The organism is Afifella marina DSM 2698 (genome assembly GCF_900102695.1).
Lineage (GTDB): Bacteria > Pseudomonadota > Alphaproteobacteria > Rhizobiales > Afifellaceae > Afifella > Afifella marina.
Window position 1 is genome coordinate 64,488 of sequence record NZ_FMVW01000006.1, and the last position, 22,487, is coordinate 86,974.

Consider the following 22,487-nt stretch of genomic DNA (forward strand, 5'->3'; position numbering starts at 1 on the left):
GTTCAGCGCCCAGCGACGGCCTGCATCAGCTCGTTGTCCTGCTCGAGGCGATCGAGCCAGTTGGTGTCGAGCTGTGGCACAGAGGATATCAAAAGACGGGAATAGGGATGCTCGGCACCGGACTTCATGCGGTTCGTCGGCATCTCCTCCACCTTCTCTCCCTGATACATCACCACGACCTCGTCGCAGATCGCCTCGACCGTCGACAGATCGTGGCTGATGAACATGTAGGAAAGGCCGAGCTCTCGCTGCAATTCATCGAGGAGCTTCAGGATGGCGGCCGCCACCACTGTATCTAGCGCCGACGTGATCTCATCGCAGAGGATCAGCTCAGGTTTCGCGGCCAGGGCGCGCGCCAGGTTGACGCGCTGCTTCTGGCCGCCCGATAATTCGCTCGGCAGACGGTGTTTCAAGGCGGCCGGCAGGCGCACCATATCGAGCAGCCGGTCGACCTCCGCCTCCCGCTGACGCCCTCTCACGCCGTGATAGAAGGTGAGCGGCCGACCCAGAATTGCCCGCACCGGCCGATTGGGGTTGAGAGCGGTGTCGGCGAGCTGAAAGACGATCTGCATCTTGCGCAGTTCTTCACGGCTGCGCCCGCTCACACTTTTCGCAAGTTCCCGCCCCTCGAACGTCACGCTGCCTGAGGATTGTGGCAGAAGCCCCGAAATGACGCGCGCCAGCGTCGACTTCCCGCTGCCAGATTCGCCGATGATCCCGAGGCTCTCCCCCGCCGCAAGTCGGAAGGTGACGTCCTTGAGTGCGAGAAAGCTTGGCTGGCTGTCGGAGCCGGTCGGTCCGTAACCGGCGCTGAGATTCTTCACCTCCAGAATGGCGTTTCTCTGCGCCATGGCACGCGGATCCGCCGGCGCGCGCTCGACGGGATGAAAGGCTGCGATGAGCTCTTTCGTATAGGCGTGCTGCGGAGTGTGGACGATCTTCTCCGTCTCGGCCACTTCCTGCACTTCGCCGCCCTTCAGAACGACGATGCGGTCGGCGATCTGCGCGACGACGGCAAGATCGTGCGAGACATAGATCCCGGCCATATTCCGATCGGCGATGACCGACTTGAAGGCGCGCAGGACTTCGATCTGTGTGGTCACGTCGAGAGCCGTCGTCGGCTCGTCGAACACCATCACCTCGGGATCGCCGATCAGCGCCATCGCCGCCGCCAGCCTCTGCAATTGTCCGCCCGACACCTGATGCGGATAGCGCGCGCCGATCGTCTCCGGATTGGGCAGCGACAGCGCCCGGAAGAGGTCGACGGCCTTGCGGCGCGCATCCTCCGGCGGCATCAGTTGATGAATGCGGGAGACCTCCACCACCTGTTCCATGATGGTCTGGGAGGGATCGAAGGCCGCCGCGGCCGATTGCGGCACATAAGCGACCTGCTGGCCGCGCACGTGCTGGCGCTCTGCCTCGCTCATCGCCACCATGTCGCGGCCGGCAACCAACACCTTGCCGCGGGTGATCCTGCAGCCCGGGCGCGTGTACCCCAGAAGCGTCAATGCGATCGTGGTTTTGCCGGAGCCGCTTTCGCCGATCAAAGCGACCACCTCGCCCTCGGCTACCTCGATGTCGACACCCTTGATGATATCCACGACACGTCCGGAATCGGTCTTCGCGGCGACGGCGAGATCACGAATTTCGACGATATTGCCCATCATGCGCTCCGATCGCGGATGCGGGTCGGCAGATTGTCGATCAGCATGTTGACCGAGATGGTGAGGCTCGCAATCGCGATCGAAGGGAAGATGACGGCAGGCGCACCGTATGGCAGGCCGGCGAGGTTCTCACGCACCAGGCCGCCCCAATCGGCATTCGGCGGTTGCACGCCGAGGCCCAGGAAAGACAGGCCGGAGAGAAGCAGCACGATGAAGACGAAGCGCAGGCCGAAATCGGCCAGCACCGGGCCGATGATGTTCGGCAAGATTTCCTCGCGAATGATGTAGACGGTGCCCTCCCCCCGCGCCCGCGCGACCGTCACGAAATCCATCGTGTTGGTGTTGGCGGCGAGCGAACGGGCGAAACGATAGCTGCCGGGCGCATAGATGAGCGCCAGCGTCATGATCAGCACGGGGATGGAGCTGCCGACGCCGGCAACGACCACAAGCCCGAACATGAGCGAGGGGATGGCGTTGAGCGCGTCGAGAAAGCGCGACAGGGCCGTGTCGAAGAAGCCGCCCACGACAGCGGCGATCATCCCGAGCGCCACGCCGACGAAACAGGCGAGCGATACCGCAGCGAAGGCGATGCCCACCGTGTAGCGCGCGCCCATCAAGATGCGCGAGAGGATATCCCGGCCGAGATAGTCGGTCCCGAGCCAGAATTTCTGCGACATCGGTCCGAAGAAATCGAAATCGACGATCTTGCCGACCGGATAGGGCACGAGTAGCGGGGCGCAGATTGCAATCACGATCCAGAACAGGACGATCGCGGCGCCGATCGTTCCTACGGTGTTGATATGAAATCCTGTGCGGCGTCTGGCGGAGGCGGCGAGAGCTTTCACTGGCGCAGCCTCGGGTTGGACGCGATCGCAACGACGTCGGCAATCAGGATCAGCAACAGATAGCTCAGGCAGAACAGCATCGCGCAGGTTTGGATGAGGGGAAGATCGCGGGTCGCGACGGCATCCACCATCAGCTTGGCAACGCCCGGATAGTTGAAGATCGTCTCCACGATGATCACGCCTCCGAGGAGATAGGAGAGCGACAGGGCCATAGCGTTCGCAATCGGACCGAGCGCGTTCGGCAACGCATGTCTCATGACCATTCGTCGCCGCGTTGCCCCCTTGAGGAGCGCCATCTCGACATAGGGGGTGTTGATCGTATCGATCACGGCGGCGCGGGTCATGCGGATCATTTGAGCCGAGACGACGAAGCTCAATGTGATCACCGGCATGGCATAGACACGCAGGAGCTCACCCAGACCGTGCACTTCATTGGCGAAGGAGAGCGCCGGCAGCCAGCCGAGATAGACAGCGAAAATCAAGACGGCGAGGGTCGCGACCATGAATTCCGGAACGGAGATCACGGTCACCGTGAAGACCGATACGAGCCGATCGTAGAACGAGCCGCGGAACATGGCCGCCGTCACACCGAGAAAAAGCGACAGAGGCACGGAAAAGAGCGTGGTGACGGCTCCGAGCTTCAGGGAGTTCACGAGGCGCCCGGAAATCAGGTCTGCCACGTCGCGGTTGTTGGCATAGGACCGTCCGAAATCGCCCGTCACCAGACCACCGAGCCAGTGCCCGAAGCGCAGGATCGCTGGCTGGTCGAGATGCATCGCCTTGCGAAGCCCTGCCACCGCCTCCGGCGTCGCCGACTGTCCGAGAAGGATTTGTGCGACGTCGCCCGGTAAAAGCTCCGTGGCCGCGAAGACAGCAAACGCAACAATGACGAGGGAGACGAGCATAATCCCAACGCGACGGATGATAAGACCGGCAATCATGGAATTCATGCAGCTCTCTCTCCTTCGTTCTTCGGGCGCGATAGGCCGAGCATCCAGGCTTGCAGGATGGCTCGGCCTTCAGCTCTCTTAGTCGTCGAGCCAGACATATTCGGCGAAGGCGTAACCCATCATGCCGCCCAACGGATTGGGCTGCAGGCCCTTCAGCTTCGAAGACAAGGCATCGACATTGGCGATCCAGACCGGAATGATGGTGCCGGCATCTTCCGACACCATCACCTGCATCTCGTCGTAGATCTCCTTGCGCTTGGCCTCATCGAGGGTGCCGCGCGCCTCCACCAGCATCTTGTCGAATTTTTCAGACTGGTAGCGGCTCTCGTTCCACGGCGCGTCGGAGGTGTAGAGGAGAGAGAAAAGAATATCCGGCGTCGGCCGCGGATTGATGTTGCCGAAGTGTACGGGCGCCTTCAGCCAGTAGTTCGACCAGTAGCCATCGGAAGGGACGCGCTGCACTTCGAACGGCATGCCGATCTCTGCGCCCGCTTGCTGCACCACCATCGCCATGTCGATCGACGAGGTGGCGGCCGTCGAGGCGACGATCGGGATCGACTGGCCCAGCACGCCGGCCTTCTCGAAGAGCTTCTTCGCCTTTTCCGGATCGTAATCCTTTGGCTTCAAATCTTCATTGTAATAGCGGTCATTCGGCGACACCGGCTGATCGTTTGCAATGACGGCCAGGTCACGCATGACGGAGCGGGCGATGACCTCGCGATTGACGAGGTATTTGAGACCGTCGACAAAATCCTTCTTGTCGCCCGGCGCCATATCGAGGCGGACGTTGAGATTGGTGTAATTGCCCGACGTGGTTTTTGACAGGGTGACCGTATCAATCGTCTCCAGCCGCCTGATCGAGCGCGGATTGACCATGGCCGCAAGTGCAATGTCACCCGACAGAAGCGCGTTTACCCGCGCTGTTTCATCCGGGATCGCGATGAACTCAATGGAATCGAGATAGGGAAGATTCTCCTTCCAGTAACTCTCGTTGCGCACGCCGACCGATTTGACGCCGGGTTCGAAGGTCTCGCACTTGAAAGCGCCGGTCCCGTTCGCCGTGGTGAAGTCGGTCGTGCCGTCGGCGATGATCATGAAGTGGTGCAGAGACAGAATGATCGGCAGGTCGGCGTTGGGGGCGCTCAGCACGATCTCCAGAACCCGGTCATCGACCTTCTTGAAGGTTTCCATCTGCTGGGCCATGGCGTTCGCCTTGGAGCCGACAGATTCATCCTTATGGCGTTGGAGCGAGTAGATGACGTCGTCCGTCGTCAGCGTCTTGCCGTCGTGGAACGTGACGTCCGGGCGCAGGGTGATCTTCCACGTCTTGGCATCGTCGGACTCGACGCTTTCAGCGAGCTCCATTTGGACCGCGGCCTTCTCGTCGAGAAAGGTCAACCGGTTATAGAAGGAGCAGCACCGCACATAATCGGTTGAGAGAGAGGCCTTTGCGGGATCGAGTGTGTCAGCCGTCGAGGAAGACCAGCCGGCGGCCGTGATCGAGCCGCCCTTCTTCGGGGTCGCGGCGAAGGCCGCCGTCGCACGTGTCATGATGGCGCTTCCGGCCGCCATCGCCACGCCGCTCGCCGCAAGAAGACGCAAGAGATCGCGGCGTGAAGCGCCTCGTCGGATGGCCTCCTCCACCATCGCATCGTCGCGCCTCGTCCAATTCGTGACGTCCCAGCTCGTCCGGTCATTCTGGCTCATGCGTCGGTCCTTTCCGGTGACAAAGAGGTGGCATCCCGTCTTAGCGCGGTTTGAAACAGGTCAGGGCTGGTCGACGGCCTCCGCCAATGCAGCCAGGGACGTGAAGTGATAGTCCGGCTCGGTGAACCGCTCAGGGGCGATCGTGCCGCCATAGCCTTTCCGGCCGTGACGGCGCTCGATCCAACAATTGGTGAGGCCGAGCTGCCGAGAGACGCCGATATCGTGATACTGGCTCTGGGCCACGTGCAGGATGTCGGCCTTCTCGATCCCCTCGCCCTTCAAATCGGCGAGCACCGCCTCGAAGAAGGCCGGGTCGGGCTTTTCAGTCCCTGTGTCATCGACCGTGAAGGACCTGTGAAATGGCTTACCGAGTTCGTCCGAGAAGCGCTCGAAGGCCCAGCGCTGCGCATTGGTCATGGCAACGAGCCGGAAGCGACGGCGCAATTTCGCAAGAGCCCCGCGGCTGTCGGAAAAGGCCGGTGCAGAGGCGACGGCTTCGACGACCCGGGCGCCATATTCCTCACCGCGCGGGAGGTGCATCTTCGCGGCAATCTCGTCGTAGCAGCGAGCGACGTCGTCAGGGAATCGACCGGCACCCGGACCCCGGCGGCTCTCACGGTAGATAGCGAGAGCCTCCTCGCCATCGAGCGTCGCACCTACCTCTGCCGCAAGGCTGGCGAGCCCGTTTTTGATGCCCGTTTCAAAGTCAATGAGCGTGCCCACGACATCGAAGGTCAGGACTTTGAAAGTCGCCAGTTTGCGGGTCACGCCTTCCTCCGCCTTGAACGCCCACGAGAGACTCCGCCATCTGGCAGCATAATCTTCCGCGATGTGGCACCGGTGCATTCAACGCCGCCGGGCGATTGCTTTGGTCAGAAATCAGCCCGGTTTTGTACTCCGTCGACTATGATGTGCTTTCTTTCCAGGAATGCAGTCTCGCAGGTGGACCCTGTATGAGGTTCCGAATGCGGGCAACATCACAGCATAATCTGTCGATTTTCGCAGCAAGTCGGATTTTGCTGAAGCACTTCTCAATAGCCGCGCGCTTTGTCGACCAGGCCGGGGATCGGTCGACCTTCCTCGTGTGCGCGCAGGCACTCGACTGCGGCCAAGGCCCCCTCTTCGAAATCGGTCATCGTGGCGACATGGGGCGTCAGAACGAGGCGCGGATGGCTCCAGAACGGGTGCTCGGCCGGCAAAGGCTCAGGCTCGGTCACATCGAGGAAAGCACCCTCGAGATGGCCGGTATCAAGCGCATCTAGAAGCGCATCATGATCGAGCTGCCGACCTCTCCCGGCATGCACAAGCGTGGCGCCCTTCGGCAAAGCCGCAAAGAGATGCGCGTCAAGAATGTTCTCGGTTTCCTCCGTCAGCGGCAGAAGGCATATGAGAATATCGGTCCCAGCCAGGAACGCCGGAAGCTCGTTCCGCCCGACGAAAGTCTGCACCCCGTCAAGCGCGCGGGGTGAGCGCCCCCAGCCAGAAAGTTTGAAGCCGAAGGGGCGAAGCGCCTCAAGCACAGCCGTTCCGAGCTGACCCAGCCCCATCACGCCGACGGTCTTCCTCCGCGCAAGATCGACACGGCCGGCGCTCCAGGTTTTGTCCCTCTGTTGGGCAATGTAACGCGGCAATTGCCGGTGCATCGCCAGGACACCGAGAACGACATAGTCGCGCATCATTTCGGCGATGCTTGGCGTGACCATGCGGGCGACCTTCACATGCTCCGGCAGAGCGCGAAAGTCGAACTGGTCGACACCGGCACCGACCGAAAGGATCATCTCAAGGTTCGGATAGGTCTTCAAAGGGTCGGCCGGAGCGTTCCAGGTCGCGATGAAACGCACCTTCGAGGGGTCACGCACCGCCTCGAGGCCATCGTAGAATTCCAGTTCCGGCAATTCGCGCGCGAAGATCGGCTTCCAGACCTCGCCACGCTGTTTATGCGAAAGATAAAGCAGTGCCATCGCTCAGGCGTCCTTCATGACCGCGCGCACATCCGCATCGGCCAGTGTTTCGTCGAGAACGCGCCGCGTGCGCGCCACGATTTCGTCGATCTCCTCATCGCTGCAGCAAAGCGGCGGCGCAAAGCCGATGACGCCCTGTGCGAAGGCGCGGACGATCAGCCCGTTCTTGTAAGCACGATCAAAAACACGTTTGCCGGCTTCAGCCGCAGCGGGAAGCGGTGTCTTTGCACCCTTGTCGGTCACCAATTCGATGGCGGCCAACATGCCACGACCGCGCACATCGCCGACAAGCGGATGTTCGCCGAGGCTTTCAAGGCCCGCCATCAACCGCTTCCCTGCCCGACGGCCATTGTCCAGTAGCCCACCTTCGTAAAGCTTCAGAACTTCCAGACCCACGGCCGTGCTCACCGGATGGCCGGAATAGGTGTAGCCATGGCCGATCGCGACATCGCCTGCCCCATCGGCGATGGTCTGATAGACATGATCGGCCATGAAGACCGCGCCGAGCGGCGCATAGCCGGCGGTGAGCCCTTTGGCGACCGTCATGAAGTCCGGCACCACCCCCTCTTCCTCGCAGGCGAAAAGCGGCCCCGTGCGACCGAAGCCGGTGATCACTTCGTCGGCCACGAAGAGAATGCCGAGTTCGCGGCAAGTCTGCGCCATCGCCTTCATCCATCCGGGCGGCGGCACCAGTACGCCGCCTGAGCCCTGGATCGGCTCGGCGTAGAAAGCCGCGACGCGGTCTTTGCCGATCTCGTCAACCTTGGCCGTCAGTGCCGCGACCGAGGCGGCAATCACCGTCTCGGGATCGCTGCCGACCGGATTGCGGTAGAGGTAATGAGACGGGATCTTGTGCTGCCACTCGTAAGGCACGCCGAAGCCCGTGTGGAAGCCCTTGAGCGCCGTGAGGCCCGCGCCTGCGGTCGAGGATCCGTGGAACCCCTGCTCCAGCGAGATGAACTGATCTCGCTCCGGCGTGCCGCGCGCGTGGTTGTAATAGCGGATGAAGCGGATCGTGCTGTCGACGGCGTCCGACCCCCCGAGCGTGAAGTAAACATGGTCGAGATCGCCCGGTGCCCTCTCGGCGAGCGCCTCGGCAAGCTTGATCGCCGGCTCGGAGCCCAGATCGAAATAGCCCGTCGCGTATGGCAGCCGGCGCATCTGCTCGGCGGCGGCCTCAACGATGCTCTCGTGCCCGTAGCCCGCATTCACGCACCACAGACCGGCAAAACCATCGAGAAGCCGATGTCCTTCTCGGTCCGTCAGCCACGCCCCCTTTGCCGAGGCCATGACACGCACGCCCTCCCGCTCATGCCCGCGAAACGAGCTCAAAGGATGCAGCAGGTGCTCGCGATCGGCCTCGATCAATGAATTTGAAAGCATGTCGTTCTCCGGAAACGTCAGCCAAAGGCCTGAGAAACAAGGGTGAAAGTCGTAGGTTCTCCGTCGCGAGCCACGCGGGGCGGCTCACCACGCGCCATCGCCACACCTGATCCAGCTTCAGGGAAACCGAGCTCTATGATCCAGGGTGAAAGGCCGGTGTCGCGGCGGGTGTCGATACGCAGAAATTCTCCGGGGTGCCGCTCAATGAGGGAGAGGATCAGGCGCTTGGCCGCCTCGGCGTTCGCGGCAACCACGGGCCCGATGACCCGGCCGCGTCCGAATGGGCGACAGATTCCGAAGCCCGTGACCCATCCTTTTTCGCGCAAGACGACGGCTTCGGCGCCGGCGGCAAAAAGCTGCCCGACAAGCGCGCGGCGATCGCCCCCGTAGGCTGCGCGATCGAGGTCGATGATCGCATCCAAATCCCCGTCACGCGCCACCTCGACATCGACGGGCAGGATTTCAGAACGCCGGAGCGAAGGGACCGCGCCCTGGTGCTGGACAATCCCTCCGCGCTCCTCAAATCCGAGCTTCTTATAGAGGGGGAGACCGTCCTCCGTCGCCACAAGGCGCAGATTGCGCGAGCCGGACGTCTCGATCACGGCCTCCATAAGCCGGCGTCCCAGTCCCTGGCCGCGCACAGCTCTGTCGACGATGATCATGTCGATCGTTGCAAGATCCGGCCCGAAAGGCGTGGTGAATGCCGTGCCGACGACACGCCCGCCCTTCGTTGCAACGAAGCCTTGCGAGACAGCGGCGACCATCGCCCAATCTTCGGTTCGGTGCGGCCAATTCTCAGCCTGCGACAGGCGGAAGCCCGCCTCAAGATGGGCATCGGAAAACGGTTCAAGCAGAATATCGGTCATCTCTCGCAACAGAATCCTTGGTTCTCCCAATGGGTAGCAGCCCAGGAGAGAACGATGTGCCCGACGCGCCCGCCACCGGCGACACATCCGGCCGTCCCGCTGATCCCCTGCCGCAGCTTCTACCGAGCGGGCCGCCTCCCCCTGGGCGTTCTGAGACGTTTCAGAAAGCCTGCGCCACGTCCTCGGATGTGGCCCCCGCCGCAAGCCTGCGTCCGAGCCGGAGCACCATTGCGCGGGCCTCGTTGAGCTCATCGACGGTGATATACTCTTCCGGCTTGTGCGCCCGGGAGATGTCGCCCGGCCCGCAGACGATCGAGGGAACTCCGGCAGCCTGGAAAAGACCAGCCTCTGTCCCGTAGCTGACGGCTTCGACGAGGGCATGCCCGGAGAGCTCCGAGGCAAGCGTAGCGAGTGGATGGTCCTCGTCCAACGACAGCGCCGGATAGCTCGCGATAATCTCAGCCGCGAGAGCCTCGCTCGCTTCAACCTCCTCAAGCGCGCCCTGCAGCAACCCCAGAGGATCGAGCCCCGGCACCGCCCGCGCCTCGATATCCGCCTCCGCATGGCTCGGGATGATGTTGAGCGCCTCGCCTCCCGACACCACGCCGATCTGCAAGGTGCTGTAGGGCGGCGCGAAATGCGGATCTCTCGGGCCGCGCTCTTCCTGGATCGCCGCTTCGTCGGCGACGGCCTTCAGTGCCGGCAACAAGGCGTGGATGGCGTTCTGACCGAGATCCGGGCGGGAACTGTGGCCAGCGACCCCTTGCGCCCGGATGCGGATCGCGGCCTTGCCCTTGTGGCGCAGCACGGGCTTCAGGCCCGAAGGCTCGCCGACGATGCAGCCGAGAGGCGGAGCGCACAAAGTCGGCAGCTTTGAGATGAGATGCGGCACACCGCGGCAGCCCGCCTCCTCATCGTATGAGAGTGCGATATGGATCGGCTGCTTCAGCTCCAACGCCGCCAGGGCCGGGACAGCGGAGAGAACGGCCGCCACAAAACCTTTCATGTCGACGGCGCCCCGACCGACGAGCCTGTCCTCCACATTGCGCAAGCGAAACGGGTCGCATGCCCATCCCGTCTCATTCGCCGGCACGACATCGACATGGCCGGAGAGAATGTAGCCCGGAACATGTTTGGGGCCGATCGTCGCGAAGAGGTTGAAGCGGTCGCCTTCCGGCCCGGAGATCACGGCCGAGCCGATGTCGTAGCTGGCGAGATAGTCGCGAATATAGTCCACGAGCGCCCCGTTGCGCGTTCCTACGACGGAGCGGAAAGCGACAAGGGCAGAGAGCATACGTTCGGCGGACATCGGTGGGCCTTCCCCAGCAGGAGCGCAATAGGACGCCATCCTTTGGAAACGATCGCGCGTCGTAATCAAGACTGGCAGAAAAGGACCGGCAGGCCTTGCCGTGTGGGGACCGGCATTCGGAAGAATCTGCTTTGCTTGCGGGGCGGACCACGAAAACGCGCGCGAAATCGCCGCTACGCTCACATCAGGATAGCCACAACGCGCCGTTTTCGCCGCAGTGAAGAAAGGCCATGCCCGTGTTCCGCCCGAAATACATCACCTTCGACTGCTATGGTACGCTCACCCATTTCCAGATGGCCGAGAAAGCCAAGGAAATCCTCGGGAAAAGGCTGTCGCCGGAGAAGCTCGCCACTTTCATCCGCAATTTTTCGGCCTACCGGCTCGACGAGATCATGGGCGATTGGAAGCCCTATGAAGAGGTGCTCGTCAGCGCCTACGAGCGCACCTGCAAACGCAACGACGTCGCTTTCGATCTGGCGGAGGCCCGCTCATTTTACGAAGCCGTGCCGAGCTGGGGTCCGCATCCGGACGTGCCGGCCGGCCTTGCGAAGGTAGCCAAGGAATATCCTCTGGTCGTTTTGTCGAACGCCATGAATTCTCAGATCATGTCGAATGTGGAGAAGCTCGGCGCGCCTTTCGCTCATGTCTTCACGGCCGAGCAGGCCAATGCTTACAAGCCGCGCTTCCGCGCCTTCGAATACATGTTCGATCAGCTCGGCTGCAGCCCCGATGAGATCCTGCATTGCTCATCGTCATTCCGTTACGACCTGATGTCGGCGCATGATCTCGGCATCGAACACAAAGTCTGGGTGAACCGCGGCCACGAACCGGCGAATCCCTATTACGGCTACACCGAGATCGCCGACATTTCCGGTCTGCCGGCTGTGGTCGGTCTCTGAGCCGCGTTCCAGGACCCGCGACGATGCAGCTCAAATCCTATTGGCACGACACCGCGCCCCGCTTCTCCGGCGGCGCGCGAGGCCCCGTCGAAGGCCGTTACGACGTCGCCGTCATTGGCGGAGGCTTCACCGGCCTGTCGGCCGCCCGCAGCCTCGCAAAGGCCGGGCTTTCCGTGGCCGTCCTCGAAGAGCGGCACGTCGGCTATGGCGGCTCAGGTCGCAACGGCGGCCATCTCAACAACGGCCTTGCCCATTCCTATCCGGCGGCAAAGGAAGCACTCGGCGCGGACCGGGCGAAAGCGCTCTACCGCGCTTTCGACGATGCGATCGATACGATCGAGCGGATCGTCGCGGAGGAAAAGATCGATTGCAGCTTCCGCCGTGCCGGCAAGCTGAAGCTCGCCTCCAAGCCGGAACATCTCTCAGGGATCGCGAAGAACTTCGAGGCGGTGCACAGCGAAGTCGATCCGGAAACCGCCCTCCTGTCGAAAGAAGACCTTCGCGGTGAGATCGGCTCCGACGCCTTCCATGGCGCTATGCTCTTCAAGAAGAGCGCCATGATGCATATGGGCCGCTTCGTCCACGGCCTCGCCGAGGCCGCAGACCGCCATGGCGCGATGATCTTCGAAGAGGCACCGGTCCTCGACCGCACGAAGACGGCCTCTGGTCACCTGCTGACGACACCGCGAGGCACTCTGGCCGCGGAGCGTGTTCTCCTTGCGACCGGTGCCTATACGAGCGGACCGTTCAGCTATTTCCGCCGCCGGGTCATCCCGGTCGGCAGCTTCATCATTGCGACCCGTCCGCTCAGCCCAGGAGAGGCAGAGGCGGTCATGCCCGGCAACAGGACTTGCGTCACCTCGCGCAACATCGGCCATTACTTCCGCCTGTCGCCGGACAATCGGCTGATCTTCGGCGGCCGCGCCCGTTTCTCCGCCGTCTCGGATGCTACGTCAGACGAAAAGTCCGGTCGCATCCTGCGTGAGAACCTGGCGGAGATTTTCCCTGCCTTTGCCGATATCGACATCGATTATTGCTGGGGTGGCCTCGTCGGCATGACGAAGGACCGCTTCCCCCGCGCCGGCGAAGCCGATGGGGTCTATTATGCCATGGGTTATTCAGGCCACGGCGCTCAGCTTTCCACCCATCTCGGCACCATCATGGCCGACGTGATTCTAGGTCGTGACGACCGCAATCCGATGAAGGGCGTCGACTGGCAGGCCGTTCCCGGCCATTTCGGCAAGCCCTGGTTCTTGCCGCTTGTCGGCCTATACTACCGGGCTCTCGACCGGATCCAGTGACGGGAGCCTCGTGCGAGGCTCCCGCTTCTCAGAGCCTTTTCAGCCGAGGCCGCCGATGTGAAAGGCCTTGGTTTCGAGATATTCCTCGATGCCGAGCTTCGCACCTTCACGCCCAAGGCCCGACTGCTTGACGCCGCCGAAAGGCGCGACCTCCGTCGAGATGAGGCCGGTGTTGAGCCCGACGATGCCGAAATCGAGCGCCTCGCCGACGCGGAAGGCGCGCGCGAGATCGCGCGTGTAGAAATAGGACGCGAGCCCGAAGGGCGTGGCGTTTGCGGTCGCGACCGCTTCCTCCTCGCGCTCGAAGCGGAAGATCGGTGCAACCGGTCCGAACGTCTCCTCCGAGGCGAGCAGCATGTCCGTATTCGCCTCCGTCAGGACAAGAGGCGCAACGTATTGCGGGCCGTCCGGCAGTTCGACCGGATCGTGCGCACGCTTCGCACCCCGCGCGAGCGCGTCCTCCACGTGGCGTTCGATTTTCTCCAAGGCGGCGCGATTGATCATCGGACCGATATCGGTGCCCTCTTGAAGGCCCGGCCCCACACGCATTGCCGAAACGCGCCGCGACAGCTTCTCGACAAAAGCGTCGTGGACACCCGCCTGAACGAGGATGCGGTTCGAACAGACGCAGGTCTGACCGCCGTTCCGGAACTTGGAGGCAATAGCCCCCTCGACCGCGAGATCGAGATCAGCGTCGTCGAAGACGAGGAACGGCGCATTGCCTCCGAGTTCGAAGCTCAGCCGCTTCACTGTCGGGGCCGATTGCGCCATCAGGAGCGAGCCGATGCGCGTCGAACCGGTGAAGCTCAATTTGCGCACAATCTCGCTGCCGGTGAGCTCACCACCGATGTCCTTCGGCATACCGGTGACGATGTTGATGACGCCCGCCGGGATACCCGCCTCCTCGGCCAGGACGCCGAGCGCGAGCGCCGAGAATGGCGTGAACTCGGACGGCTTCACCACCACGGTACAGCCTGCCGCAAGTGCCGGCGCCACCTTGCGGGTGATCATGGCGTTCGGAAAATTCCACGGTGTGATGATCGCGGCCACCCCGACCGGTTCCTTCAGCGCCAGGATGCGCCGGTCCGGTGTCGGTGAGGGGATCGTCTCGCCACCAATTCGGCGCGCTTCTTCGGCGAACCAGCGCACGAAGGAGGCGCCGTAACGGATCTCGCCACGCGCTTCGGCGAGCGGCTTGCCCTGTTCGCGTGTCAGTAGCGTCGCGAGTTCCGTCTCGTGCGCCAGCATCAGCGCGTACCAGGCAAGGAGCTTTTCGGCACGCTCCGCATGTGTCGTGCGCCGCCAGGACGCAAACGCCTTCTCCGCCGCCTCGATCGCCCGCCGCGTCTCGGCCGGGCCCATATCCGGAACCGTGCCGATAGCGGCGCCGGTCGCCGGATCGATCACCTCGATCGTGGCGCCCTGATCGGCTTCCACCCAAGCCCCGTCGATGAGCCCCGCCTGCCGCAAAAGGCTCTGAGAGATATTGCCGTCCATCATCATTCCTCGTTGATTGCCGTCAGAACGGCGTCCGTGATCGCATCCGTCGTTTGGGCGCCCGGCCGAATGCCGAAGCCGCGCGTGGTGGCGGCCTCCATCGCCTTCAAAATGCGCGCCGATGCCTGCGCTTCGCCGAGGTGATCCAGCATCATCGCCGCCGACCAGATCGCCGCGAGAGGATTGGCAAGACCTTTCCCGGCGATATCCGGGGCCGAACCGTGGACGGGCTCGAACATGGACGGAGCGGAGCGCGTCGGATTGACGTTCGCGGAGGCGGCGAAGCCGAGACCACCCTGGATCGCCGCACCCAGATCCGTGAGAATGTCGCCGAAAAGATTGGAGGCGACGACGACGTCGAGCGTCTCAGGCGCCATCACCATGCGCGCCGCCATGGCATCGATGTGGTAGGAGGTGACCTCAACGTCCGGATAATCGGCCGCCACGAGACGCGTGATCTCGTCCCAGAACACCATCGAGTGCTTCTGCGCGTTCGACTTCGTCACCGAGGCGACACGTCCGCGCCGCACCTTCGCCGCCTCGAACGCAAAGCGCAGGATCCGCTCCACGCCGGTGCGGGTGAAGATTGCCGTCTCCACAGCCACTTCCTGAAGCATGCCCTGATGCACGCGCCCGCCCGCGCCCGAATACTCGCCTTCGGTGTTTTCGCGGATGCACAGAATGTCGAAGCTCTCAGCCTTGAGAGGACCTTCCACGCCCGGCAAAAGCCGATGCGGGCGGATATTGGCATACTGATCGAAGGCCTTCCGGATCGGCAGGAGCAGGCCATGCAGCGACACCGAATCGGGGACGGTCGCAGGCCAGCCGACAGCGCCAAGCAGGATGGCATCGTGGCCGCGCAGCTTTTCGATGCCGTCCTCCGGCATCATCCGCCCGGTCTCCAGGTAATAGTTGCAGGACCAGGGATAGGTCGTGCCGGCGAGAGCGAATCCGTCTCTCTCGGCTGCAGCCTCGGCAACCGCCCAGGCGGCTTTCGTCACGTCCGGTCCGATTCCATCTCCCGGCACGAGGGCGATGTCGTAGGTCTTACCTGCGTTCATGTCATTTCCGTTCTTCAAAGGTCGATCAACACCGACTTCGTCCGTCGATTGGCGAGATAGGCTTCGCGGCCGAGATCCTTGCCGAGGCCGGAGCCCTTGTAGCCGCCTGTCGGCAGGATGTGGTCCTGCGAGCGGCCATAACGGTTGATCCACACGGTTCCTGCCTGGACCGAGCGGGACAGGCGAACCGCCCGCGACAGATCCTTCGTATAGATACCGGAACACAGGCCATAGGTCGGATGATCGGCCAGGGCCGCAGCCTCGTCCTCGTCGGTGAACGTCTGCACGGTCAGGACGGGTCCGAAAATCTCCTCCACCACGGCGGGTGAGGTCTGATCGACGCCTGCAAGGATGGTCGGATGATAGAAGCACTCACCCGGACCGGTGCGCTTCGCCCCGACGACGACCTCAGCTCCGTCTTTGCGCGCTTCTTCGACGATCGTCTCGATCCGGCAGATCTGGCGATCCGAGATGATCGGAGAAAAGCTCGTCCCCTCGTCCCAGGTCGGACCCGGCCTGATCGCATCGAAGTGCTTGCGCACCTTCTCGACGAACGGCTCGGCCACACTCGCCTCAACCAAAAGCCGCGAGCCGGCGACGCAGACTTGGCCGGCATTGGAAAGAATGCCGCGTGCAACGCAATCTGCCGCAAGGTCGAGATCGGCGTCAGCGAAGACGATCTGGGGGCTTTTGCCGCCGAGTTCCAGCGTCATCGGCTTGATGCCGGTTGCAGCGATGTTCGCCATGATTGCAGCACCCGCCCTGGAGGAGCCGGTGAAAGACACTTTGGCGATATCGGGATGACCGGTGATCGCATTGCCCGTCGTCCCGCCATCGCCGAGAACGACGTTGATCAGACCTTCGGGGATCCCGGCACGCACGGCGAGTTCGGCCAGCATCAGCGCGCTGAAGGGTGTCATCTCCGATGGCTTAAGGACCACCGCGTTGCCGGCTGCGAGCGCCGGCCCGAGCTTCCAGCCCGCCATCGAGATCGGAAAGTTCCACGGCACAATGGCACCGACGACGCCATAAGGCTCGCTGTCCACCATGCCGAAGCGATCGGCGCTCGTCGGGGCGACGACACCCCCTTCCTTGTCGGCAAATTCAGCGAAAAAGCGGATCTGCTCGGCGGTCGTCGCGACATCGCCTGAAATCGACTGAGCGATCGGACGCGTCGAGACGATGGATTCAAGCCGTCCGAGCGCCTCCCCTTCCTCGACGATGAGATCGGCCCAGGCGTGCAGCGCCTTCACACGCTCGCGCGGCCGCGCCTTCGCCCAACCGCTCTGTTTCAAAGCCTCCTTCGCCGCCGCGACAGCCACATCGACAAGGGAGGCGTCGGCAATCGGGCAACCCGCGACCGCGACACCGTCGGAGGCACGATTGACCGCCATCTGTCCGTCGGCCGGCATCAGGCGCCCACCGATATGGTGGCCGACAGGCAGGACGACACTTGCCGGATCAAAACTCAGGGACATGGGAGGCCTCGCGGAGACGGTAGGGGGGCTGCGCGACGCTAGCCGAGCCATGCCGACAGGACATGACGAAGTGACGGCGTGCGTGGCAGAATCCTCTGCAAGGGGGGCTGCGCGAAGCGGATTGTGACGCAGATGCCAACGAAAAGTGGAGAACCTGTCTCATTCGGCATGTGAGAGGTCGGAAGTGCCTCGTCCCGTCCACAGGGCGACCGCAAAGGCCACCTGCGACGCGAGGATCAGGACGAGAATGGAAACCGCGAGCCGCAGGACGCTCGGCGTGCCAAGCTGCAGGACGAGGACCGTCGCGAGCCCGGCCACCCCCATCTGCAGGAGCCCGAGAAAACCCGCTGCCGCGCCTGCGCGCGGCGGATCGATGCTGAGGGCGCTCGCGATACCGTTGGGCTGCGTGATCCCGTTTCCCAGAACATTGATCGACATGACCAGGAACCAGACAAGCGGACCGCCCGTCCCGCTCTCGGCGAAGGCTGTGAGGAGACTGGCGCCGACAAGGGAGACGATCCCGCCGCAGAGGATCATGCGGTCACTGCCGAAGCGTGCCGAAAACCGTCCGGACAGGAAATTGCCGATCGCATAGGCGGAAAGCACGAGCATGACGAGAAGCCCGTAGGTCGATTGCGGCAGGCCCTCCACCTCCACGAGGATAAACGGCATGCCGGCGATAAAGGTGTACCAAGCAGCCATCGTGAAGGCCGTGTTGAGCGAATAGGCGAGGAAGGCCGGGCGGATGGCGAGACGGCCATAGGCGCGGAACCAACCGGAAAGATCGAGCTCTGAGGTGACTCGCCGTGTCTCCGGCAGGAGCCAGGCCGCCCCTATGGTCGCCACCACCCCGAAAAGGCTCAAGAACACGAAAGACCAGCGCCAGGAGAGCCAAAGGTCGAAATAGCTGCCGATGGTCGGAGAAACCGCCGGAGCGAGTGCCATCGCCATGGTGATATAGCCATAAAGGCTCGCCGAGCGGCTCCGTCCGAACAGATCGCGCACGATCGCCCGCGACATGACCATGCCCGCACAGCCACCGACGGCCTGAAGCGTCCGGCAGACGAGAAGGGCTTCGATCGTAGGCGCGAGCGCGCAGGCAGCACTCGCTACGGTGTAAAGGCCGAGCCCCGCCAGCAGCACAGGCCGCCGACCGAAGCGCTCCGACAAGAGGCCATAGCCGAGCTGGGCGACACCGATCCCGGCGAGAAAGACGGTGAGCGTGAGCTGCAGCCGTCCATAATCGCCGCCGAAAGAACGTTGCAGCCCCGGCACGGCGCCGACCAGGATATGGAGCGCAAGCGGTCCCGTCGCCGTGACGAGAACGAGGAGCCAGACGGGAGGCGGCGCCTCACTTGCCTCGCCTCGCCTCTCCGCCTTCTGCAAATCTCCCCCGCTCAAGCGGGCACCGCCTCCCGGATTTGAGGAAGCTCGTCGAGAAGCCCCTCATAGGCCCGACGCACCAGTTCGGCACTGCCGTGCTCGGTGTCTCCGGCCTCTTCGAGCGCTCGAAAGATGCGATGCTTGATGAAGAAGCGCCATTCGACCGGCAGGGAGAACATGATCTCCGTCAGCGCGTCGTAGGCTTCGCGGGTCCACACCTTCTCATATTCCTCGCGCTCAGGGCCGAAGTCGAAGAAGGCGGTGGTGTCCGTCTCCGCGCGCCTCTCCTCGCGGCGTGTCTCGGTGGCCGCTTCGTCGACGGCGCCGGCGACAATCACGACGCCGTACTCCTCAAGAGCGAGCTTCTCCGATAGGAAGCCGCGTTCGACATCTCGAAAGACGCGGGCGGGTTCCCGGTCGAGAGGCGAGCCGCGCCCTCCCCCGCCAGGCGAGAAGATACGAAACACATCGCCCGGTTCGGCGATGACGAAATCCTGATTGCCGAGGATCGTCTCGCGGGGAGTGTCCGGATTGAGGATCGAATCCGAGGGTTTGCCGGCCTTGCCGCCGAGGATTCCCCAAGGGCGGAAGCGGCTGCGGTCGCGATTGCGGATGGTGATGCGGGTGTGGGGGGAGAAAACCTTGAACTCGAGCATCGTGCCGAGCCCGCCACGCCAGCGGCCGGCGCCGCCGGAATTGGGCGCAAGCCGGTAGCGGATGATCTCGATCGGCACCTCCGCCTCGTTGATCTCCACCGGCGTGTTCTTGAGATAGGCGCCGTCCGCACCGGAACCATCCGTTCCATCGCGTGTCGGCATGCCGCCCGAGCCGCCGACGATCGGATCGATCGCGGCGATGATGCGCCTCCCCGTCTTCGGCTCCGTCGTCATGACATTGACGATCGAACTCGATCCGGCCGGCGCCGCCGGCATCCGCTCCGGAATCGCTTGTGCGAACGCTCCAAAAATCAGGCTGCGCAGCCGTCCGCAAGTCAGGCTGCGCATGCCGACCGCCGCAGGGAAGACCGGATTGACGACGCTGCCCTCCGGCAAGATGCAGGTGAAGGGACGCGTCAAACCGGCGTTCAACATCAGGTTCTGATTGAGGCTGTAGAGGATGTAATAGACACCGACGAGCATCAGCGTGTGGCGCGGATTGCCGCCCGTCGGCACATTCAACGACGAGGTGAGCTGGGTGTCCGTGCCGGTAAAATCGAGTTCCGCTTCACCATCTGAAATCGTCAGCTTCAGCGCCAGCCGGCAAGGATAGCCGTTGAGCGAATCCTCGTCGCAATAATCGGAGAATTCATAGACCCCGTCCGGCATCGAACGCAGGATTTCGCGGGCCTGGCTTTCACCATAGTCGAGCATGTCGTGCATGCCCTGCGTCACCGCCTCCACGCCAAACTTGGCGACGATCTCGCGAACTTTCCGTTCGCCCGTGTTGAGCGCGCCTACGAAGGCCTTGAGGTCTCCCCAGTTCTGTTCGGGCTGACGAACATTCGTCATCATGATGTCGAGGAGTTCCTGGTTCAGGACCCCCTTGTCGTAGAGCTTGCAGGGCGGGAAGCGGATGCCCTCCTGATGGATCTCGGTCAGCGTCCGCGACAGGCTGGCCGGGACGGCTCCACCCATATCGGTGTTGTGGATGTGGCCGACAGCGAAGCAGACGAGTTGCCCGTCCACGATGATCGGCTTCCACATGTGGATATCGGGCGTGTGGGTGGCGAGAAAGCCGCTGTAGGGATCGTTGGTGAGGCAGACGTCGCCCTCGTTATACTCGGAAATCCGTTCGATCCCCGGTCCGTAATCGAGCCCCGGATACCAGGTCGCGCCGTAATCGAGCGGCACCGAGAAGGTCGTTCCTTCCGGCGTGACGAGCGCGATGGTGAAGTCCTCCGTCTCCTTCACGAAGGCGGATTGGGCCGTGCGGTAGAGCGTATAGGCCATGCTTTCCGAGGCGGCCCGGAAGTGGTTGGCGAGGATCTGCAGAGTAGCCTTGTCGGTCATGTTTTTCTCCCGGGCCAATCAGATGAGGGTCTTTTCCGCAGTCGCCTGCAGCATGATGTTGCCGAAGCCGTCGACAGAGGCGGAAAAGCCTTCAGGAACGCAGGTCGTGGTGTCGGACTGGATGACGATCGCAGGGCCTTCGAAAGAATGTCCCGGAACAAGGTCGTGACGAAGGTAAAGCCCGGCCTGCACCTTCTTGTCGGCGAAGATCGCCGGGACGTGGCGGGCGGGCTCCGCAGGCGCCGGAGAGACGGGCACGCTCTTCAACTCGGGACGCGGGCCGGCAGCCGTCACGACGAGACGCAGATTGACGATGTTCACCTCCGCATCGGCGTCATGGAAGTCGTAGAGCTGCACATGGCGGGCGTGGAAGGCGTCGATGATCGCCGTCACGTCCTCCCCCTCGAGCCAGTCTGCCTCAAGGTCGGTTTCGATCTCGAAGGATTGGCCGGCGTAATTCATGTCGGCGGAGAGAAGAAAAGTCGGCTCGCCTTTGAACTTTTGTTCCTCGCGCAGCCATAGGAGCGCCTCGCGCTTCAGCTCCTCAAATCCCGCGCGGATCGCCTCCATATTGTTTGACGCCACGGTCAGATAATGGCTTGCGATGAAGTCGTTGCGGATGTCGGAGACAAGGCCGCCGAGCGCGCTGACGACACCGGGCGTCGTCGGCACGAGCACCTGGCGGATGCCAAGTTCGAGTGCCAGCATGGGCGCCAGCATCGGGCCCGCACCGCCGAAAGCGACGAGAGTGAAGCTTCGAACGTCGATGCCGTGACGGGCGATCAGCTTGTTGATCTCCAGATACATGCCGGAGATCGCGACGTTGATGATCGCCTGCGCCGTCGCTTCCAGGCTCCAGCCGAGCCTGTCAGCGATCGTGCCGACAGCCGCGCGTGCCTTGTCCACGTCGATGGAGATGCTGCCATAGGCGAGGCTGTCATGGCCGATCAGGCCGCAAACGGCGAACGCGTCCGTGATCGTCGGCTTCGTGCCGCCGCGCCCGTAGCAGGCAGGGCCTGGATCGGAACCGGCACTTTCCGGTCCGACCTTGAGGACGCCGAAATCATCGACCCAGGCGACAGAGCCGCCGCCTTCTCCGATCGAGGAAACCGCGACTGCGGGAACGTAGAGAGAATGCGGCCCCACCTTCTCGCCGGCGGCGAATTGCGGCTTGCCGTCGATGATCACCGCAACGTCGGCACTGGTGCCGCCGATATCGATGGTGAGCGCATCGGAGCAACCGGCCCGACTTGCGACGAAGGCACCGCCCATGACGCCCGAAGCCGTGCCGGAGAGCAGCATGCTGACGCAGTTCTCCTTGCCGAGCTCGGCATTCATGATGCCGCCGTTCGACTTGGTCACCAGCGGTTCCGGCTGTACCGCATGCTCGCGCAGGGCCGCTTGTAACGAGGAGATGTAATGGGCGACGCGCGGATGCACGTAGCCATTGATGACGGCCGTCGTGGTGCGCTCATATTCGCGGATCACCGGCCAGATGTCGGTGGAGGCGAAGACGAAGAGCTCCGGCGCCACCTCTCGCACGATGCGCACCACTTCGCGTTCGTGATCGGCGTTGCGATACGCGTTGATGAGGGCGACGATGATGCCCTCCGCCCCTTTCTCCCTGGCGCGCGCGACCGCTTCCACAACGCTGTCGCGATCGAGCGCCCGCAACACCTTGCCGTCGCTGCGCATGCGCTCGCGGATGGAGAAGACGAGGTCTTTCGCCACGAGCGGGTCCGGGCGAGAGGATTGCAGATTGTAGGTCTCCGGCATGCGCAGGCGCGCCAGCTCGAGAACGTCTTCGAAATTCTCGGTGGCGAAGAGCGCAAGGCGCGCGCCGACCCCCTGGATCAGAGTGTTCACGCCGACGGTCGTGCCGTGGACGAAGCTCGTGATCTCGGAGGGCTCGATGCCATGGCGGCTTTGCGCGATCTTAAGCCCTTCCATAACCTCCGAACCCGGCTTCGAAGGCGTGGTAAGGACTTTGAGGGTGAAAATGTCGTCCGTCTGCTCGTTGAAAAAGCAGAAATCGATGAAGGTCCCGCCGATATCGACACCGACTCGATAGCTCATCGTTACGTCTCCTTGTCGTCAAAGCCGGTCCCTTCGCCGCCCGCCCTTCGGCAGACCGGCGCTCTGGTCGGCATCCATCTTGAGTTTCTCGTTTGGCG

17 protein-coding genes are annotated in these 22,487 nt (G+C 63.1%); 2 read left to right on the top strand and 15 right to left on the bottom strand.

The window, feature by feature from the left end; translation table 11 throughout:
* Window positions 1–2: 2 nt before the first annotated feature.
* From BLP76_RS13115 to argE, 9 genes are all read right to left on the bottom strand, one after another.
* Window positions 3–1,664, bottom strand: a complete 1,662-nt coding sequence (locus BLP76_RS13115; protein ID WP_092813938.1) for an ABC transporter ATP-binding protein — start codon at window positions 1,662–1,664, stop codon at window positions 3–5.
* Window positions 1,664–2,509 carry an ABC transporter permease gene (locus tag BLP76_RS13120; RefSeq protein ID WP_092813940.1) on the bottom strand — a complete coding sequence of 282 codons (846 nt, stop codon included), beginning with the start codon at window positions 2,507–2,509 and terminating at the stop codon, window positions 1,664–1,666. Before BLP76_RS13120 ends, BLP76_RS13115 begins: the two co-directional genes overlap by 1 nt.
* Complete coding sequence (locus BLP76_RS13125; RefSeq protein WP_092813943.1) at window positions 2,506–3,459, bottom strand: ABC transporter permease; 954 nt, start codon at window positions 3,457–3,459, stop codon at window positions 2,506–2,508. The genes BLP76_RS13120 and BLP76_RS13125 overlap by 4 nt, the downstream gene beginning before the upstream one ends.
* 78 nt (window positions 3,460–3,537) lie before the next feature.
* Window positions 3,538–5,166 (bottom strand): ABC transporter substrate-binding protein, encoded by a 1,629-nt coding sequence (locus tag BLP76_RS13130; protein WP_092813946.1) that lies wholly within the window; start codon window positions 5,164–5,166, stop codon window positions 3,538–3,540.
* Between the two features lie 60 nt (window positions 5,167–5,226).
* The gene (locus BLP76_RS13135) at window positions 5,227–5,934 is read right to left on the bottom strand and encodes an HAD-IA family hydrolase (RefSeq protein ID WP_092814352.1); all 708 of its coding nucleotides are present in this window, start codon (window positions 5,932–5,934) and stop codon (window positions 5,227–5,229) included.
* A 263-nt stretch (window positions 5,935–6,197) separates the two neighbouring features.
* Window positions 6,198–7,127 (bottom strand): 2-hydroxyacid dehydrogenase, encoded by a 930-nt coding sequence (locus BLP76_RS13140; RefSeq protein ID WP_092813949.1) that lies wholly within the window; start codon window positions 7,125–7,127, stop codon window positions 6,198–6,200.
* Between the two features lie 3 nt (window positions 7,128–7,130).
* Window positions 7,131–8,510 (bottom strand): aspartate aminotransferase family protein, encoded by a 1,380-nt coding sequence (locus BLP76_RS13145; protein ID WP_092813952.1) that lies wholly within the window; start codon window positions 8,508–8,510, stop codon window positions 7,131–7,133.
* A 17-nt stretch (window positions 8,511–8,527) separates the two neighbouring features.
* Window positions 8,528–9,376 (bottom strand): GNAT family N-acetyltransferase, encoded by an 849-nt coding sequence (locus tag BLP76_RS13150; protein WP_092813955.1) that lies wholly within the window; start codon window positions 9,374–9,376, stop codon window positions 8,528–8,530.
* Window positions 9,377–9,536: 160 nt separating this feature from the next.
* A complete protein-coding gene (argE, locus tag BLP76_RS13155) occupies window positions 9,537–10,685 on the bottom strand; it encodes an acetylornithine deacetylase (RefSeq protein WP_092813958.1) in 1,149 nt (382 codons plus the stop codon).
* A gap of 230 nt (window positions 10,686–10,915) precedes the next feature.
* Between argE and BLP76_RS13160 the strand changes: the two genes are divergently transcribed.
* Window positions 10,916–11,584: a haloacid dehalogenase type II gene (locus BLP76_RS13160; RefSeq protein WP_092813961.1), complete on the top strand. Its 669-nt coding sequence runs from the start codon at window positions 10,916–10,918 to the stop codon at window positions 11,582–11,584.
* Window positions 11,585–11,607: 23 nt separating this feature from the next.
* Window positions 11,608–12,885 (top strand): NAD(P)/FAD-dependent oxidoreductase, encoded by a 1,278-nt coding sequence (locus BLP76_RS13165; RefSeq protein WP_092813964.1) that lies wholly within the window; start codon window positions 11,608–11,610, stop codon window positions 12,883–12,885.
* A 39-nt stretch (window positions 12,886–12,924) separates the two neighbouring features.
* Here the strand turns inward: BLP76_RS13165 and BLP76_RS13170 are convergent, their stop codons facing one another.
* The 6 genes from BLP76_RS13170 to BLP76_RS13195 all read right to left on the bottom strand — a co-directional run bounded on the left by BLP76_RS13170 (window position 12,925) and on the right by BLP76_RS13195 (window position 22,389).
* Window positions 12,925–14,382, bottom strand: coding sequence for an NAD-dependent succinate-semialdehyde dehydrogenase (locus BLP76_RS13170; protein ID WP_170130460.1), 1,458 nt, complete (start codon window positions 14,380–14,382; stop codon window positions 12,925–12,927).
* 2 nt (window positions 14,383–14,384) lie between these two features.
* Window positions 14,385–15,443: a tartrate dehydrogenase gene (locus BLP76_RS13175; protein WP_092813971.1), complete on the bottom strand. Its 1,059-nt coding sequence runs from the start codon at window positions 15,441–15,443 to the stop codon at window positions 14,385–14,387.
* Between the two features lie 14 nt (window positions 15,444–15,457).
* Entirely contained in the window at window positions 15,458–16,921 is a 1,464-nt protein-coding gene (locus tag BLP76_RS13180) for an aldehyde dehydrogenase family protein (RefSeq protein WP_092813974.1), read from the bottom strand.
* A gap of 159 nt (window positions 16,922–17,080) precedes the next feature.
* Complete coding sequence (locus tag BLP76_RS13185) at window positions 17,081–18,322, bottom strand: multidrug effflux MFS transporter (protein WP_092813977.1); 1,242 nt, start codon at window positions 18,320–18,322, stop codon at window positions 17,081–17,083.
* On the bottom strand, window positions 18,319–20,313 hold the full coding sequence (locus BLP76_RS13190; protein ID WP_092814355.1) for a hydantoinase B/oxoprolinase family protein: 1,995 nt from the start codon (window positions 20,311–20,313) through the stop codon (window positions 18,319–18,321). The genes BLP76_RS13185 and BLP76_RS13190 overlap by 4 nt, the downstream gene beginning before the upstream one ends.
* A gap of 18 nt (window positions 20,314–20,331) precedes the next feature.
* Entirely contained in the window at window positions 20,332–22,389 is a 2,058-nt protein-coding gene (locus BLP76_RS13195) for a hydantoinase/oxoprolinase family protein (protein ID WP_092813980.1), read from the bottom strand.
* Window positions 22,390–22,487 lie beyond the last annotated feature (98 nt).

Coding starts and splice junctions, on each gene's coding strand:
- BLP76_RS13115 (WP_092813938.1), bottom strand. CDS start 1,664: ATGGGCAATATCGTCGAAATTCGTGATCTCGCCGTCGCCGCGAAGACC.
- BLP76_RS13125 (WP_092813943.1), bottom strand. CDS start 3,459: ATGAATTCCATGATTGCCGGTCTTATCATCCGTCGCGTTGGGATTATG.
- BLP76_RS13130 (WP_092813946.1), bottom strand. CDS start 5,166: ATGAGCCAGAATGACCGGACGAGCTGGGACGTCACGAATTGGACGAGG.
- BLP76_RS13140 (WP_092813949.1), bottom strand. CDS start 7,127: ATGGCACTGCTTTATCTTTCGCATAAACAGCGTGGCGAGGTCTGGAAG.
- BLP76_RS13145 (WP_092813952.1), bottom strand. CDS start 8,510: ATGCTTTCAAATTCATTGATCGAGGCCGATCGCGAGCACCTGCTGCAT.
- BLP76_RS13150 (WP_092813955.1), bottom strand. CDS start 9,376: ATGACCGATATTCTGCTTGAACCGTTTTCCGATGCCCATCTTGAGGCG.
- argE (WP_092813958.1), bottom strand. CDS start 10,685: ATGTCCGCCGAACGTATGCTCTCTGCCCTTGTCGCTTTCCGCTCCGTC.
- BLP76_RS13160 (WP_092813961.1), top strand. CDS start 10,916: ATGCCCGTGTTCCGCCCGAAATACATCACCTTCGACTGCTATGGTACG.
- BLP76_RS13165 (WP_092813964.1), top strand. CDS start 11,608: ATGCAGCTCAAATCCTATTGGCACGACACCGCGCCCCGCTTCTCCGGC.
- BLP76_RS13170 (WP_170130460.1), bottom strand. CDS start 14,382: ATGGACGGCAATATCTCTCAGAGCCTTTTGCGGCAGGCGGGGCTCATC.
- BLP76_RS13175 (WP_092813971.1), bottom strand. CDS start 15,443: ATGAACGCAGGTAAGACCTACGACATCGCCCTCGTGCCGGGAGATGGA.
- BLP76_RS13180 (WP_092813974.1), bottom strand. CDS start 16,921: ATGTCCCTGAGTTTTGATCCGGCAAGTGTCGTCCTGCCTGTCGGCCAC.
- BLP76_RS13190 (WP_092814355.1), bottom strand. CDS start 20,313: ATGACCGACAAGGCTACTCTGCAGATCCTCGCCAACCACTTCCGGGCC.
- BLP76_RS13195 (WP_092813980.1), bottom strand. CDS start 22,389: ATGAGCTATCGAGTCGGTGTCGATATCGGCGGGACCTTCATCGATTTC.